This is a genomic window from Bradyrhizobium glycinis (assembly GCF_016031655.1).
Taxonomy (GTDB): Bacteria; Pseudomonadota; Alphaproteobacteria; order Rhizobiales; family Xanthobacteraceae; genus Bradyrhizobium; species Bradyrhizobium glycinis.
The window spans coordinates 130,639-143,850 of sequence record NZ_JACCHQ010000003.1; the positions used below are offsets into that span (position 1 = coordinate 130,639).

Here is a 13,212-nt window from a genome sequence, read left to right on the forward strand (position 1 = left end):
ATCGCAATTTCGTGGCCTGAAACACGCATGGCGTTTTCAGTTTGTGTCACCATACCCGGGTCGTTGCGAAATGAATCGACGCTTCCCTGACGCGGGTGGGGTCGATGGGTCGCAGGAGAGGCTTTCGATGCGGACGATTCTGACCGGCCTCGCGCTGGTAGGCCTGGCGTTGTGCAGTGCGGATGGAAGCGCGGCCGGCGCCGCCGGACCATCGCCCGAGCTGATCGCCTATGGCAAGGCGCTGGTCGAGGCCGGCGACTGCGCGGGCTGCCACACCGCCGATCCGGCAAAACCGTTCGCGGGCGGCAAGCGCATCGACACGCCCTTTGGCGCGATCTATGCGCCGAACCTGACGCCGGACCGCGACACCGGCATCGGCGGCTGGACGGATGCCGATTTCACCCGCGCCTTGCGCACCGGCATCGCGCCCGACGGCTCGAACTATTACCCGGCGTTTCCCTACCCCTACTTCACGAAGATGACGAAGGACGACACGCTGGCGATCCGCGCCTATCTCGGCACGCTGGCGCCCGTCGCCAGCCGCAACAAGCCGCCGGAGCTGCGCTGGCCGTTCGGCTATCGCGGCCTGATGCGGCTCTGGAACGCGATGTACTTCAAGCCCGGCCTGTTCGAGCCGGACCAGACCAAGAGCGCGGCCTGGAACAGAGGCGGCTACCTGGTCACCGGGCTCGGTCATTGCGGCGCCTGCCACACCCCGAAGAATTATTTCGGCGCCGACCGCGAGGCGCAGGCGCTGTCCGGCAACGAGGTCGGCGGCTGGTTCGCACCGCGGCTCGATGGCGCCGCGCGCACCGGGCTGAAATCGTGGAGCGAGGCTGATATCACGGAGTACCTGCAAAGCGGGCGCAACGCCAAAAGCCACGCCGGCGGGCCGATGGCGGAGGTCGTCGTCAACTCGACCTCGAAGATGAGCGATGCCGACGGGCGCGCGATCGCGACCTATCTGAAGAGCCTGCCGCCGGCCCGTCGCGAGACCATCGTAACGCCGCCGGACGCAGCCGAGATGAAGGCCGGCCAGGCGGTCTACGCAAGACTCTGCGTCGCCTGCCACGAGGCCGACGGCACAGGCAGCCCGCGCATCTACCCGCCGCTGCCGGGCAATGCGCTGCTGCAATCGGTCAATCCGTCCTCGACCTTGCGCATCATCCTCGACGGTGCTCACACCGTGACGACGCCGCGCGCGCCGAACACCGGCGAGATGCCAGCTTACGCCAAGCAGCTGTCCGACGGCGAGATCGCCGCGGTGACGAACTACATCCGCAATTCCTGGGGCAATGCAGGCCCGCTGGTGACGCCGGCACAGGTGGCGAAGGCGAGGAAGGAGCAGCCGTAGCTCACCGCTGCCTCCTCGTCATTGCGAGCGCAGCGAAGCAATCCAGAGTCCCTCCGAGGAAAGATTCTGGATTGCTTCGCTTCGCTCGCAATGACGATGTGGATGAAGTGAGGCGACGTAACCACTATCGCTCCTCATCCCCCGTAAACACAAATTTCGGCATCTCCCATTTGTAGCGCACCGCAAACAGGCGGAAGCTGATGCCGAGGACGAAGGTCAGGATGGTCCAGAGCTCCGCATTGAGCTTGAGACCGAACGCGGTCGCATAGAACAACCCCGTCACCACCGAGACGCTCGCATAGAGCTCGGAGCGAAACAGCAACGGCACGTCGTTGCAGAGCACGTCGCGCAGCACACCGCCGGCGCAGCCCGTGACCATGCCCGAGACGATGACGATCGGCAGCGAAGCATCCATCTGCCAGGCCACGTCACAGCCGGTCATGGTGAAGACGACGAGACCGATGGCATCGAGCACGATGAAGGCGACCTTCAGCCGGTGCACCAGACGCGCAAACAGGATGGTGAGGAAGGCGGCACCGCCGGCGAGCGCGAGATAGATCGGGTTCTGTACCCAGGCTAGCGGATAATGTCCGAGGAAGAGATCGCGCAACGTGCCGCCGCCGAGCGCGGTGATGCAGCCGAGGAAGCAGACGCCCAGCCAATCCATGCTGCGGCGTCCGGCGGCGAGCGCAGCCGTCATGCCCTGCGCGGCCACCGCGACCAAGGACAGGAAATGCAGCACGCTATCCGTAGGCGGCAGGCTCCACATCGCCGTGTTCCTTCTCCCCGCCATGGAACTCGAAGCGCCGGGAATTCGACAGAACAGGTTCCCGATTCCCCGGATTGGGGCAATATGCGACGAAAGCATCAGGTGGCGCGGAACAGAACCTCGCACCTGAGGGTTGTCCCGGGGTCATAACCGAGGAGACCAATCGATGGCAGACGACCGTTTTCCCAACGATCCGTACCGCCCGAACCTCGCCGACGATGAGTACTCTCGCGCGGCGCGCCGGGATGCCGACCTGCAGGCCGATCCCGAGCTCGGGGAAGGCCCCGCCTCCAGCGGCAAGATCGCACTGTTCGCGGTGGCCGTCGCCCTGGTGCTGGGCGCAGTATTCTACGGCCTGAATAATTCCAGCACCACCAACCAGGCAAGCAACCCGCCGGCCTCGCAGACCGCACAGACGCAGCCGACCAATCCGGCTGCACCTCCCGGCATGCGTGACGTGACGCCGCGCAGCAACACCGAGTCGGGCGTGACCACGGGTGCAGCGCCGAGCAGGCCAGCGCCGACTACGCCAGCTCCGTCTGACGGCGCGAAGTAAGAGCGCAACCGATCACGCAACACGCAGCTGTCATCGCCCGGCTGCGCATGACACCGAGACGATGAGAGAGCGGCGGGATGCAAAATCCCGCCGCTTTTCGTTTGCCTACCCGAACATCTTGTTGAGCTCGCCGCCGGGATAGCCGCCGCCGAGCTCGGTGAACGTGCCCTTCTCCGCCATCTCCTTGGCCGCGCGCATGAAGCCGCCCCAGGCGGCGCGGGCGAGCGAGCCGCCGACGCTGATGCGGCGCACGCCGAGATCCTGGGCTTCCTGCAGCGACAGGCCGGACGCGCCGATCAGAAGATTGAACGGCTTCGGTGCGACAGCCTTCACCACCGCGGCGATGTCCTCGCGGCTCTTCAGACCCGGCGCATAGAGGCAGTCGGCGCCGGCATCGGCATAGGCGGTGAGCCGGTCGATGACGAGCTTGAGATCTGTCACGCCCCAGAGATAAGCTTCGCATCGGCCGACCAACAGCGTGCCGCTGTCGCCGATCGCCTTGCGCGAGGCCTTGATGCGCTCGACGGCGAGGGCGCGGTCGTAGAGCGGCTTGTCCTTGTCGCCGGTGGAATCCTCGATGGACAGGCCCGCGACACCGGTGCGCACCCCGCGCTCGACATTGTCGGCGACCTTGTCGGGCTCGACCGCAAAGCCGCCCTCGAAATCGGCGTTCACGGGGATGTCGACGGCCGAGCTCAATGCTGCCAGATGCTGACAGACGTCCTCGACGGTGACGTGGTTGTCGGCCTTGCCGATGGTCCAGGCAAAGCCCGCGCTCGATGACGCAATCGCCTTGAAACCGAGATGCTGCAAGGCTTTCGCGCTGCCGACATCGACCGGATTGGGCAGGATGAAGCAGCCGCTCTCGTGCATCTTCCTGAACGTCGCGCGCTTGTCAGCAGTCGTCACGTGCATGTTTCTCTCCCTTGTTGGCCGCGCAGAGATAGGCGCGCGTTTTCAAGTTCGCTAGTGCGCGTCGTGGACCGCGCGGCTGTCCTTCGGGGCCTGCTCGCGGTCGGTCATGCTGTAATCCCGGATCACGCTGGCGATGCGCAGATGATAATCCGCGAAGATTTTTGCGCGGCCCTTGGCCTGGGTGCGGCGATGCTCCATGGTGTTGCGCCAGGCGGCGACTGCCGCCTCATCGCGCCAGAACGACACCGACAGGATCTTGCCCTTCTCGGTCAGGCTCTCGAAGCGCTCGACCGAGATGAAGCCGTCGATGGTCTGCAGCAGCGGCTTCAGATCGGCCGCGAGGTCGAAATAGTCCGGGCGATGTTCCGGCTTGGGCCAGACCTCGAAGATCACGGCAATCATGGGCGTCTCCTCTTATTCGAGCATGATCTCCTCGGAAAACCGCGTTGCACTTTTCCGGATCATGCTGGCGTGGACCTACAATACCACCTTGCGCAGGAAGGTGCGTTCTTCGGCGAGGATGAATTTCTCCGCCTCCGCAAAGTTGAAGTTTGCCATACCGTCGAGATCGGCGCGCAGCCGTTTGCGATAGGCTTCATAGGCGGCCAGGCTCTCAAACGAGATCAGGGCGGACGCGATGTTGTTGGTGCCCTCATGTGGCATGAAGTAGCCGATCAACTCGCCGCCACATCTCGGGATGATGGTGAGCCAGCGCTTCGAATATTCCTCGAACTGCGCCCGCTTGAACGGGTCGAGCTGGTAGCGGATGAAGACGGTAACGGACATGATGGAGCCTCTCCTGTTTCTTCCGTCATTGCGAGCGCAGCGAAGCAATCCAGGAATCCCTCCGCGGGGACAGTCTGGATTGCTTCGTCGCTACGCTCCTCGCAATGACGACGTGTTGAAAGATTACCGGCTTGCCCGACCATAATGCTTCGGCTACCATCGAAGCATGAAATCAGGACCCGACATCGCCATGGTCGCCTCCCTGGTCGGCGACCCCGCCCGCGCCAACATGCTTACGGCGCTGATGAACGGCCGCGCGCTCACCGCGAGCGAGCTGGCGCAGGAGGCCGGCATCACACCGCAGACCGCGAGCTCGCATCTGTCGAAGCTCGAGGCCGGCGGCCTGATCGAGCCGGAGAAGCAGGGCCGCCATCGCTATTACCGCCTCACCGACGACGACGTCGCCGGCGTGCTCGAGGGGCTCGCCGGCCTTGCCGCGCGGACCGGCCATATGCGCGTGCGCACTGGGCCGAAGGACCCTGCGCTGCGGCGCGCGCGGATCTGCTACGACCATCTCGCCGGCGACCTTGGCGTGCAGATGCTCGACTCCTTGCGCGAGCGGCATCTGGTCAGGCAGAGGAAGCAGGAGATCGAGCTGACCGCCGAGGGCGAGCGCTTTCTCGCCAAGCACTTGCAGATCTCGTCCGACATGCTCAGCCATCCGCGCCGTCCGGTCTGCAAGGCCTGCCTCGACTGGAGCGAGCGGCGGCATCACCTCGCCGGCACGCTGGGGGCCGCCATGATGCAGCGCTTTGCCGAGCTCAAATGGGCCTCGCGCGATCCCGCGCCCGGCAGCCGCGTCGTGAATTTCACCCGCACCGGCGAGAAGCAGTTCGCTGCGCTGTTCAGCAGCGGGAAGGATTAGTCACGACAATCGCGTGACAGCACACAATCACGTGTGAACGACCGCTGCCTTCATGGCCGGGCTTGACCCGGCCATCCACGCGTTTATGGCCACTGTCATTCCGGGATGGTCCGAAGGACCAGACGGAATCCCGAGATTCCGGGTTCGCGCTGCGCGCGCCCCCGGGATGACGGCTTCAATTGCGAGACCCTGAATGAACCGCCTCCTCTCCGCCGCGCTCGCCGCCGCCCTTCTTACTTCCCAACTCACATCCACCCACGCCGCCGACACTGCGCCCCGCGAGCCCTACGGCATCGCGCTCGAAGGCTTTGCCTATCCCTATCCCGTGCACCTCTTGCCAATTATCAACGACGGCGAGCAGCTCAGCATGGCCTATATGGATGTCGCCGCGGCGCGGCCGAACGGCCGCACCGTCGTGCTGCTGCACGGGCGCAATTTTCCGTCGAGCTATTGGGCACCCGTGATCAAGATGCTGAGCGAGGCCGGCTTTCGCGTCGTGGTGCCGGACCAGGTCGGTTTCGGCAAATCCTCCAAGCCGCAGGGCGAGCTACATTTCGACAATCTGGCGCGCAACACCATTTCGCTGCTCGATCATCTCAAAATCGACAAGGCCGAGATCGTCGCGCATTCGCTCGGCGGCATGCTCGGGGTGCGCATCGCCCGCGCCTATCCGGACCGCCTCGCCCATCTTGTACTGACCGCGCCGATCGGGCTCGAGGACTACCGCCTCTACGTGCCGCCGACGCCGACCGAGAAGATGATCGAGACCGAGGACAAGCTCACCGCCGACGGCTATCGCAAGCAGCTCCAGACCAATTACGCAATCAAGCTGCCGGCCGAGGCGATCACGCCGTTCATCGATGCCCGCTTCAACATCAAGGGCAGCCCGGACTATCCGCGCTGGCTGCGCGCCTTCGTCTCTTCCGGCCAGATGATCTATCGTGAGCCGGTGGCGCACGAGATCCCGCTGATCGCGACACCGACTCTGTTCATCATGGGCGCGGACGACCACAACGCGCCGGGCCGGCCGCTCGCGCCGGAGGCGCTGCGGGCCAAGATGGGGCAGAACGCAGAGCTTGCGAAGCAGCTCGCCGCGAAGATGCCGAACGCGCGGGCCGAGGTGATCCCCGACACCGGCCATCTCGTCTTCCTGGAGGCGCCGGAGACGTACAAGGAACTGGTGCTGGGCTTTCTCGGCCGCTAGCGACACCAGCGTGTCGCCCAAAGCCAGGTGTGGGGAACGTTCATACCGCATTCAGGTCATGATTGGCAGGTTTGGATCGCGACGTGTCGGCATGTCCCACATTTAACGTGTCGAATCGTGTCTCTTGATTCATTGTGCGCCACAAGCGCCATTCCCCGAAGCCTGCCCCAAGAACAAGAAGGAAGATCAAAGATGAAATACCTGTTAGCCGCCGTCATGCTCGCCAGTGCGGTCGTCGGTTTCAGCGAGGCGGCCAGCGCCGCCGGCGGTTGCGGCCCGGGCTGGTATCGCGGCCCCTATGGCAACTGCCGTCCGATGCGCGGCGCCGTCGTCGTTCGCCCTGCCCCCGTGGTAGTCGCACCTGCGCCGGTCGTCGTCGTGCCGCGTGCGCGCGTGTGTCCCTACGGCTTCCGCTGGTACGCCGGCCGCTGCCGCCCGTTCTGATCTTCTCCATTCCGTTGCAAAATGGCCGCGCGGCGACAGCCTGCGCGGCCATTTTTGTTGCTGACGATCTGTCCGCCGCGGAACCGGAATACCTCCAGAATCGAAACGGGGACTGCCAGCGGCGATCCCCGTCGAGTCCGCGAATGGTGCGAGCTTACCAATAATGGCGGCGGTGCCAGCGCCGGTGATGCCGGCGCCAATGACGGCGGTGCCAGCCCCAGTGGCGGCCACGCCCACGCCAGTGAACCTGCTCAGGCCTCAGCTTGGCGGCTTCCTCGCTGGTGGTGACGGCGGGATGAGCGTCGGGATTGCCTTGCGGCGTGCGAGCGGGATCAGCGGGCGGCTGCGGTGACAGCGGCGCGGCCTGCGCGGCAGTCGCGGCGAAGGCGGCTGCGCCCGCCGTCAATCCCAAAGCAAGTTTCAAAAAGTTCCGGCGCTCCATGGCAATTCCTCTAGGCTACCTGGCAAGTGATGCAGAGGAAGTGTCGCGGCGGGGCCATGAACCAAAGCTGAATCGCGCGTTCAGATTCGTTGCGGAGCGGACATCCGATGTGCTTACCGGGAAAACTCCTGCGCCAGCAGCAGCGTTTCGCGCGAGCGCTTCACGTCGGGCCAGTCGCGGTTGAAATCGGCGACCAGTCTTTTTAGCGCGTCACCTCTCAGCATCGCGTTCAGCCTGGCCTCGTCCTCGAACTGATACATCGCCTGGTGCAGCGAGGGATCATCGAGGCTCCAGAACCGCCACGCCTTGCTCACACCGAAGGCCTTCACCGCATCGGGCAGATGTTCGGTCTCGTACCACCGGTCGAAAGCAGCGCGCTTGCCGGCATCGGAGATGATGGCGCGAACGACGAAGAAGGCTGCTGGCATCGGGTTTCCTCCTGTTGTTTGAACCGAGACTAACCGCTTTCCGGCGCCAGCGACAAAAAGTCCTTGGCCTTCCTTGGGCTTGGTGTCGGAATGGACGCCCTTCGTTCGTCCTTTGCGGCGAACCAGGACACGGAGACAGCAAATGGCCGACCTCACGCTGACCACCTTCAATTGGGTTCCCGAACCGCCGCGTGGCCTCGTGCGCGACCTCCGCGTGCGCTGGGCCCTCGAAGAGGCCGCCCTGCCCTATCGCGTCGCCAGCACCCCGTTCGACGATCGCGGGCCTGCGCATCTGGCGCACCAGCCGTTCGGTCAGGTGCCGTGGCTGACCGACGGCGACATCTCGATCTTCGAGACCGGCGCGATCCTGCTGCATCTCGGCGAGCGCAGCAACAAGCTGATGCCGACAAATCCGCGCGGCCGCACTGAAGCGACGAAATGGGTGTTCGCAGCACTCAATTCGGTGGAGATGGCCAGCCTGCCCTGGACCATGTCGAAGTTCATGGGACATCCGACCGACACGGCGGCGTGGAAATTCGTCGACGACTTCCTCAAGCTCCGGCTGGGGCGTCTCGAGCCGGTGCTCGGCAGTCGCGAATGGCTGGCCGGCTCCTTCTCCGTCGCCGACATCCTGATGGCGGACGTGCTGCGCGTCGTCGATCGATTCGGAGGGCTGGCGGACAGCCCTGCCTGCCGCGCCTACGTCGCGCGCGCCACGGCCCGCCCGGCGTTCGCCAAGGCGCACGCCGACCAGATCGCCCATTTTGCTGCGGCGGATAAGGCGCGCGGGGCGTGATGCGCCTCACATAATCGGTCTTGTGCTTGGCATACAGTCGCCGACACCAAAACGACTCAATTCGACAGGTGACCCATGGTCCGCATCGAATATCTCAAGCGACAGATCGCCCGCGCCGAGCGGCTGGCCAAGGCCATCCTCGATCGGCAGACCGCCGACCGGCTCCAGGCCTACGCCGCCGAATGCCGCGCCGAATTGTCGGAGCTGACGCTCAAGAACGCCGCGTGAGGCGTGCTGGTGCTGGATGCGTCACATACGTAGGGCGGATTAGCGATAGCGTAATCCGCCACTTCTCCATCCGGTGACACATACCTTGGTGGATTACGCTGTCGCTAATCCACCCTGCGCGTCACACCAGCTTTAGCGGCGCATCGGCAACGACGCGAAGATCGATGCTGCCGATCAACGCTGAACGCCGCGCCTCCGCAGCGCTGATGGCCTCCTCCGTCTGCCGCAACGTCGAGACGTTCGAGCCGAGCGAGACGATCCCGCCGAGGATCAACGCGATCGATCCGAGCGCTGCGGTCTGACCGAAGCCGAACAGACCGAGGATCGTCACCAGCAGCAGCGCCGCCCCACCACCGATCGCGATCTTGGACGCCAGGATATATTTCCGGCAGCGCTCGGCGATCTCGGCCAAGGCCTCGATGCGATCTTCGATGTCAGAGATTTCATCGGTCGGGTCGTCTTCGGTCATTGGCATTCAACCAGCGGTGGCTAGCGAAGATAGGGCAATGGCTTGGCCATGCCAGCATCGGCTAGCTGCAAGTATATTTCTTTCAGGATCGGCCCCAACAACTCCCACGCCCACTCTGCATTGCCTAGATTAAGGTGTTCGATAAAGGAAACGGCGATCGCATTGCGCGATTGATAGTTTCCATCCCTGTAGTACTTCTCGGCGAGCTTGAAGCACAATGCGACGTCTTTCGCATTTCCGAGTGTGATAGCTCGTTGCGCGAAGCCGGCAAATGCGCCCACCTCCAGATGCAGCAAGCCGTACTGCGCGTTGATTTCCAACCTCAAATCCGGAAAGGTGTTTTTTAACTCCTTCAGGAAAACACTTCGATGAAGGTCGCCCACTTGGTGTCCTCCAAAGTTCACGTTGGATCATTGCGCCTAGCTCACAGCAAACCAGGCTGAGTGCATTGCCTTCAGAAAAGACTTGTTGATCTGCACTCCCGAGGCATCCCCAAGAACACTGTCGACTCCACACTCGGGGCACAGGGCGGTGGAATCCTCATCAACCCATTCGACAACCCGATCTGGACCAAACGTCTGCTTGCAATAGAAACAACCGCAAAGCTGGCTGCGTTCGATCTCTGCACGATTGTTGATGCATTTTTTGTGAGCAGCACGTAGCGGGTGGTCCTCAGGCAAGTCGAAAACATTCGGCATAGGAGACTGGCCTTCGACTACCGCTTTCCATGTATCTTGCTCAGTAGCCCGCATGAGCGACGAGACACGGGGACCCTGAGCAAGAACCCGGATGTCGATGCGCTCATCCGGGCTACGCCCCCCTCTACAACGGCAAATTGTCGTGCTTCTTCGCCGGCATTTCCGTCTTCTTATCCTTCAGCATCGCCAGCGCGCGGGCGATGCGCTTGCGGGTCGAATGCGGCATGATGACGTCGTCGATGTAGCCGCGCTCGGCGGCGATGAAGGGCGAGAGGAAGCGGTCTTCGTATTCCTTCGTTCGTGCTGCGATCTTGTCTGGGTCGCCGAGGTCTGACCGGAAGATGATCTCGACCGCGCCCTTGGCACCCATCACCGCGATCTGAGCGGTCGGCCAGGCGTAGTTCATGTCGGCGCCGATCTCCTTGGAGGCCATGACGTCGAAGGCGCCGCCATAGGCCTTGCGGGTGATGATGGTGACGAGCGGCACGGTGCACTGCGAATAGGCGAACAGGAGCTTCGCGCCGTGCTTGATCAGGCCGCCATATTCCTGCGCGGTGCCGGGCAGGAAGCCCGGCACGTCGACGAAGGTGACGATCGGGATGTTGAAGGCGTCGCAAAAGCGGACGAAGCGTGCCGCCTTGCGCGATGCATCGCTGTCGAGCACGCCGGCTAGCACCATCGGTTGGTTGGCGACGAAGCCGACGGTGCGGCCCGCAATGCGACCAAAGCCGGTAACGATGTTCTTGGCGAAGGCTTCCGCGATCTCGAAGAAGTCGCCCTCGTCCACGACCTTCAGGATCAGCTCCTTCATGTCGTAGGGCTTGTTCGGATTGTCGGGGATCAGCGTGTCGAGCGACATGTCGACCCGCTCGATGTCATCGAAGCTCGGCCATTCCGGCACGCCGTCGGTGTTGTTGGAGGGCAGGAAGTCGATCAGGCGACGCATCTGCAACAGCGTCTCGACGTCGTTCTCGAAGGCGCCGTCTGCGATCGAGGAGCGCGTCGCGTGCACCGAGGCGCCGCCCAGTTCCTCGGCCGTCACGACCTCGTTGGTCACGGTCTTCACCACGTCGGGGCCGGTGACGAACATGTAGCTGGTGTTCTTCACCATGAAGATGAAGTCGGTCATCGCCGGCGAATAGACGTCGCCGCCGGCGCAGGGGCCCATGATGACGGAGATCTGCGGGATCACGCCCGAGGCGAGCACGTTGCGGCGAAACACGTAGGAATAGCCGGCGAGCGCGGCGACGCCTTCCTGGATGCGGGCGCCACCGGCGTCATAGAGGCCGATGATGGGCGCCCGCGCCTTCATCGCCATGTCCTGAAGCTTGGTGATCTTGAGCGCGTGGGTCTCGGACAGCGAGCCGCCGAACACCGTAAAGTCTTTGGCAAAGACAAAAGTCTTGCGGCCGTTGACGGTGCCCCATCCCGTGACGACGCCGTCGCCCGGCACCTTGCTCTTCTCCATGCCGAACTCGGTGGAGCGGTGCTCGACGAACATGTCGAACTCCTCGAACGACCCCCTGTCGAGCAACAGCTCGATGCGCTCGCGCGCCGTCAGCTTGCCGCGGGCGTGCTGCGCCTCGATGCGCTTCTCCCCGCCGCCGAGCTTTGCGCCGGCACGACGATCTTCAAGGGCGTCCAGGATGTGTTTCATTTGCTCCCGCCAGTTCTTAAGTGATGGGCGGGTTCTAACACGGCATTTTGCGGCCCGGAAAGCCGCTTTCGCCGTCGCAGGGCTGCCCTGCCGCAGCGGGAAAGCGCAAGGAATTACAAAGTTTTCCCCAGGAGACGAGCGTGACGGAAGGAACGGCCGAGACGGGCGCTGCGACAGGCGGCGTCAACATCCTGCTGCGGCTGGAGGGCCTGACCCTGTTTGCCGGGATGGTGACGCTCTATGCGGCCTGGGACGGGTCGTGGCTGGTGTTTGCCGTGCTGTTCTTCGTGCCCGATCTGAGCTTCCTGGCCTACCTGTCCGACGCCAGGTTCGGCGCGATGGTCTACAACGCTGCCCACAGCTACATGGCACCGGTGGCGCTGCTGACGCTGGGCTTCGGCCTCGCCTCGCCTCTCACCCTCTCCATCGCCTTGATCTGGCTTGCCCATATCGGCATCGACCGGGCGCTCGGCTTCGGCCTGAAATATTCCGCCGGGTTCGGCTTCACCCATTTGGGGCGGATCGGGCGGCAGAAGGACTCCTGACCGCGGAATGACGGCGAAGCCTGACCCTGCCTGAACTCAGCCCGGCGACCGAAGAAGGTGCTGTCGCGGTTTAGCCCCGATAGTCCCATGTGGACGCACTTTCTGAAAGGACCCGCAAGAGACTGCGGATCCGTGTCGGCATCTGTTTGCGGCTGACCTGAACGGCGTGGATCGACGTATTCGGCACCCGCCAGCCGCGCAACAGCTCGACGATGCGGCCGCCTTCGAGATCCTTCAGGCCGCACCATGCCGGAAGCCAGGCTATGCCGAGGCCTCGCGAGACCATCGCCCATGCAACCGACATGTCCTCGACGACGATGCGCTTTCGCGGCAGCATCCTGACCAGCGCACCGTCCGACGGATCCTGAAACTGCCACGGCATGAGCTGTCCCGTCGCCGGATCGCGAAAACCAATCTGATGATGCGCGTCGAGTTCTCGGACCGACCGGGGCTCTCCCATAAATTCGACATACCGGCGAGTCGCGGCCAGCACCCACGGAAATGATGCCAACCGCTTCGCGGTGACGCCCGGGTAGTCATCGAGCGAGCCGAAGCGGATGGCGACATCGATACCTTCGGACCCGAGATCAAGACCGAAATCGTCGACTTTCAACTCGAGCTCGAGCGCCGGGTTGGCCTTCAGAATTGCCGGCAACTTCGGAGCGATGCAGGCCCTGAGGAAAGCGCCCGGCGCCGCGAGGCGCACGCGCCCCGCTTCGCCGCCGCTGGCTTCGTCCAGCATGACGTCGAGTTGTTCGGCCTGCCGCAGCAACTCCCTGGCACTCTCCAGCAGACGTTCGCCGTCATGGGTCAACGAGATCGCATGGGTGGTCCGATGGAGCAGCTTCACTCCACGCATTTGCTCGAACCGAGCGATCGCCTTCGACATCGCCGAGGTCGACGTTCCGGCGCGGCGGGCGGCCTCGGCAAAGGAGCCCGCTTCGACGACGCGAACGAACTGGAGCAGATTGAGCAGTTGCTGATGGCTGCGTGGTGTTGCCATGACGTCATCATAGCAGTGACATCGAAGCCACTACAAGGCCGCACGTTCGAAGC

Annotated in this window: 18 protein-coding genes; 8 read left to right on the top strand and 10 right to left on the bottom strand. The window is 63.8% G+C overall.

Translation table 11 applies throughout. The features are described from left to right. The first annotated feature begins 127 nt into the window (after positions 1-127). Positions 128-1,354: a c-type cytochrome gene (locus HZZ16_RS07385; RefSeq protein ID WP_197947851.1), complete on the top strand. Its 1,227-nt coding sequence runs from the start codon at positions 128-130 to the stop codon at positions 1,352-1,354. A 124-nt stretch (positions 1,355-1,478) separates the two neighbouring features. Here the strand turns inward: HZZ16_RS07385 and HZZ16_RS07390 are convergent, their stop codons facing one another. Beyond that, a complete protein-coding gene (locus HZZ16_RS07390; protein WP_197947852.1) occupies positions 1,479-2,123 on the bottom strand; it encodes a trimeric intracellular cation channel family protein in 645 nt (214 codons plus the stop codon). Positions 2,124-2,289: 166 nt separating this feature from the next. Here HZZ16_RS07390 and HZZ16_RS07395 point away from each other — a divergent pair, with 166 nt between their 5' ends. Next, the gene (locus tag HZZ16_RS07395; protein WP_197947853.1) at positions 2,290-2,679 is read left to right on the top strand and encodes a hypothetical protein; all 390 of its coding nucleotides are present in this window, start codon (positions 2,290-2,292) and stop codon (positions 2,677-2,679) included. 105 nt (positions 2,680-2,784) lie between these two features. On the opposite strand, the gene HZZ16_RS07400 is transcribed toward HZZ16_RS07395, so the two are convergent. The 3 genes from HZZ16_RS07400 to HZZ16_RS07410 all read right to left on the bottom strand — a co-directional run bounded on the left by HZZ16_RS07400 (position 2,785) and on the right by HZZ16_RS07410 (position 4,380). Then, a complete protein-coding gene (locus tag HZZ16_RS07400; protein WP_172783228.1) occupies positions 2,785-3,594 on the bottom strand; it encodes an isocitrate lyase/PEP mutase family protein in 810 nt (269 codons plus the stop codon). A 51-nt stretch (positions 3,595-3,645) separates the two neighbouring features. Next, the gene (locus HZZ16_RS07405) at positions 3,646-3,996 is read right to left on the bottom strand and encodes an antibiotic biosynthesis monooxygenase family protein (RefSeq protein ID WP_197947854.1); all 351 of its coding nucleotides are present in this window, start codon (positions 3,994-3,996) and stop codon (positions 3,646-3,648) included. A 75-nt stretch (positions 3,997-4,071) separates the two neighbouring features. Next, complete coding sequence (locus tag HZZ16_RS07410; RefSeq protein ID WP_036011128.1) at positions 4,072-4,380, bottom strand: NIPSNAP family protein; 309 nt, start codon at positions 4,378-4,380, stop codon at positions 4,072-4,074. A gap of 166 nt (positions 4,381-4,546) precedes the next feature. On the opposite strand from HZZ16_RS07410, the gene HZZ16_RS07415 reads away from it, so the two are divergent. The 3 genes from HZZ16_RS07415 to HZZ16_RS07425 all read left to right on the top strand — a co-directional run bounded on the left by HZZ16_RS07415 (position 4,547) and on the right by HZZ16_RS07425 (position 6,893). Next, positions 4,547-5,245 (top strand): ArsR/SmtB family transcription factor, encoded by a 699-nt coding sequence (locus tag HZZ16_RS07415; RefSeq protein WP_197947855.1) that lies wholly within the window; start codon positions 4,547-4,549, stop codon positions 5,243-5,245. 193 nt (positions 5,246-5,438) lie between these two features. Beyond that, positions 5,439-6,449 carry an alpha/beta fold hydrolase gene (locus HZZ16_RS07420; protein WP_197947856.1) on the top strand — a complete coding sequence of 337 codons (1,011 nt, stop codon included), beginning with the start codon at positions 5,439-5,441 and terminating at the stop codon, positions 6,447-6,449. A gap of 192 nt (positions 6,450-6,641) precedes the next feature. After that, positions 6,642-6,893, top strand: a complete 252-nt coding sequence (locus HZZ16_RS07425; RefSeq protein ID WP_197947857.1) for a GCG_CRPN prefix-to-repeats domain-containing protein — start codon at positions 6,642-6,644, stop codon at positions 6,891-6,893. A gap of 154 nt (positions 6,894-7,047) precedes the next feature. Here the strand turns inward: HZZ16_RS07425 and HZZ16_RS07430 are convergent, their stop codons facing one another. After that, positions 7,048-7,335: a twin-arginine translocation signal domain-containing protein gene (locus HZZ16_RS07430; RefSeq protein WP_197947858.1), complete on the bottom strand. Its 288-nt coding sequence runs from the start codon at positions 7,333-7,335 to the stop codon at positions 7,048-7,050. Positions 7,336-7,448: 113 nt separating this feature from the next. Continuing rightward, complete coding sequence (locus HZZ16_RS07435) at positions 7,449-7,763, bottom strand: hypothetical protein (protein ID WP_197947859.1); 315 nt, start codon at positions 7,761-7,763, stop codon at positions 7,449-7,451. 142 nt (positions 7,764-7,905) lie between these two features. Here HZZ16_RS07435 and HZZ16_RS07440 point away from each other — a divergent pair, with 142 nt between their 5' ends. Further along, entirely contained in the window at positions 7,906-8,559 is a 654-nt protein-coding gene (locus HZZ16_RS07440) for a glutathione S-transferase family protein (protein ID WP_197947860.1), read from the top strand. 75 nt (positions 8,560-8,634) lie between these two features. Beyond that, a complete protein-coding gene (locus tag HZZ16_RS07445; protein ID WP_197947861.1) occupies positions 8,635-8,787 on the top strand; it encodes a hypothetical protein in 153 nt (50 codons plus the stop codon). A 121-nt stretch (positions 8,788-8,908) separates the two neighbouring features. Here HZZ16_RS07445 and HZZ16_RS07450 read toward each other — a convergent pair whose 3' ends face one another. The 3 genes from HZZ16_RS07450 to HZZ16_RS07460 form a co-directional block, all read right to left on the bottom strand. Continuing rightward, positions 8,909-9,256, bottom strand: a complete 348-nt coding sequence (locus HZZ16_RS07450) for a hypothetical protein (RefSeq protein WP_197947862.1) — start codon at positions 9,254-9,256, stop codon at positions 8,909-8,911. A gap of 20 nt (positions 9,257-9,276) precedes the next feature. Further along, a complete protein-coding gene (locus HZZ16_RS07455; RefSeq protein WP_197947863.1) occupies positions 9,277-9,639 on the bottom strand; it encodes a DUF7674 family protein in 363 nt (120 codons plus the stop codon). A 439-nt stretch (positions 9,640-10,078) separates the two neighbouring features. Next, positions 10,079-11,611, bottom strand: a complete 1,533-nt coding sequence (locus HZZ16_RS07460; RefSeq protein WP_197947864.1) for an acyl-CoA carboxylase subunit beta — start codon at positions 11,609-11,611, stop codon at positions 10,079-10,081. Between the two features lie 140 nt (positions 11,612-11,751). Here HZZ16_RS07460 and HZZ16_RS07465 point away from each other — a divergent pair, with 140 nt between their 5' ends. Continuing rightward, positions 11,752-12,156, top strand: coding sequence for a DUF4260 domain-containing protein (locus HZZ16_RS07465; protein WP_197947865.1), 405 nt, complete (start codon positions 11,752-11,754; stop codon positions 12,154-12,156). 70 nt (positions 12,157-12,226) lie between these two features. Here HZZ16_RS07465 and HZZ16_RS07470 read toward each other — a convergent pair whose 3' ends face one another. Continuing rightward, entirely contained in the window at positions 12,227-13,159 is a 933-nt protein-coding gene (locus tag HZZ16_RS07470; protein WP_197947866.1) for a LysR family transcriptional regulator, read from the bottom strand. Positions 13,160-13,212: the final 53 nt, after the last annotated feature.

Coding starts and splice junctions, on each gene's coding strand:
- HZZ16_RS07385 (WP_197947851.1), top strand. CDS start 128: ATGCGGACGATTCTGACCGGCCTCGCGCTGGTAGGCCTGGCGTTGTGC.
- HZZ16_RS07390 (WP_197947852.1), bottom strand. CDS start 2,123: ATGTGGAGCCTGCCGCCTACGGATAGCGTGCTGCATTTCCTGTCCTTG.
- HZZ16_RS07395 (WP_197947853.1), top strand. CDS start 2,290: ATGGCAGACGACCGTTTTCCCAACGATCCGTACCGCCCGAACCTCGCC.
- HZZ16_RS07400 (WP_172783228.1), bottom strand. CDS start 3,594: ATGCACGTGACGACTGCTGACAAGCGCGCGACGTTCAGGAAGATGCAC.
- HZZ16_RS07405 (WP_197947854.1), bottom strand. CDS start 3,996: ATGATTGCCGTGATCTTCGAGGTCTGGCCCAAGCCGGAACATCGCCCG.
- HZZ16_RS07410 (WP_036011128.1), bottom strand. CDS start 4,380: ATGTCCGTTACCGTCTTCATCCGCTACCAGCTCGACCCGTTCAAGCGG.
- HZZ16_RS07415 (WP_197947855.1), top strand. CDS start 4,547: ATGAAATCAGGACCCGACATCGCCATGGTCGCCTCCCTGGTCGGCGAC.
- HZZ16_RS07420 (WP_197947856.1), top strand. CDS start 5,439: ATGAACCGCCTCCTCTCCGCCGCGCTCGCCGCCGCCCTTCTTACTTCC.
- HZZ16_RS07425 (WP_197947857.1), top strand. CDS start 6,642: ATGAAATACCTGTTAGCCGCCGTCATGCTCGCCAGTGCGGTCGTCGGT.
- HZZ16_RS07430 (WP_197947858.1), bottom strand. CDS start 7,335: ATGGAGCGCCGGAACTTTTTGAAACTTGCTTTGGGATTGACGGCGGGC.
- HZZ16_RS07435 (WP_197947859.1), bottom strand. CDS start 7,763: ATGCCAGCAGCCTTCTTCGTCGTTCGCGCCATCATCTCCGATGCCGGC.
- HZZ16_RS07440 (WP_197947860.1), top strand. CDS start 7,906: ATGGCCGACCTCACGCTGACCACCTTCAATTGGGTTCCCGAACCGCCG.
- HZZ16_RS07445 (WP_197947861.1), top strand. CDS start 8,635: ATGGTCCGCATCGAATATCTCAAGCGACAGATCGCCCGCGCCGAGCGG.
- HZZ16_RS07450 (WP_197947862.1), bottom strand. CDS start 9,256: ATGACCGAAGACGACCCGACCGATGAAATCTCTGACATCGAAGATCGC.
- HZZ16_RS07460 (WP_197947864.1), bottom strand. CDS start 11,611: ATGAAACACATCCTGGACGCCCTTGAAGATCGTCGTGCCGGCGCAAAG.
- HZZ16_RS07470 (WP_197947866.1), bottom strand. CDS start 13,159: ATGGCAACACCACGCAGCCATCAGCAACTGCTCAATCTGCTCCAGTTC.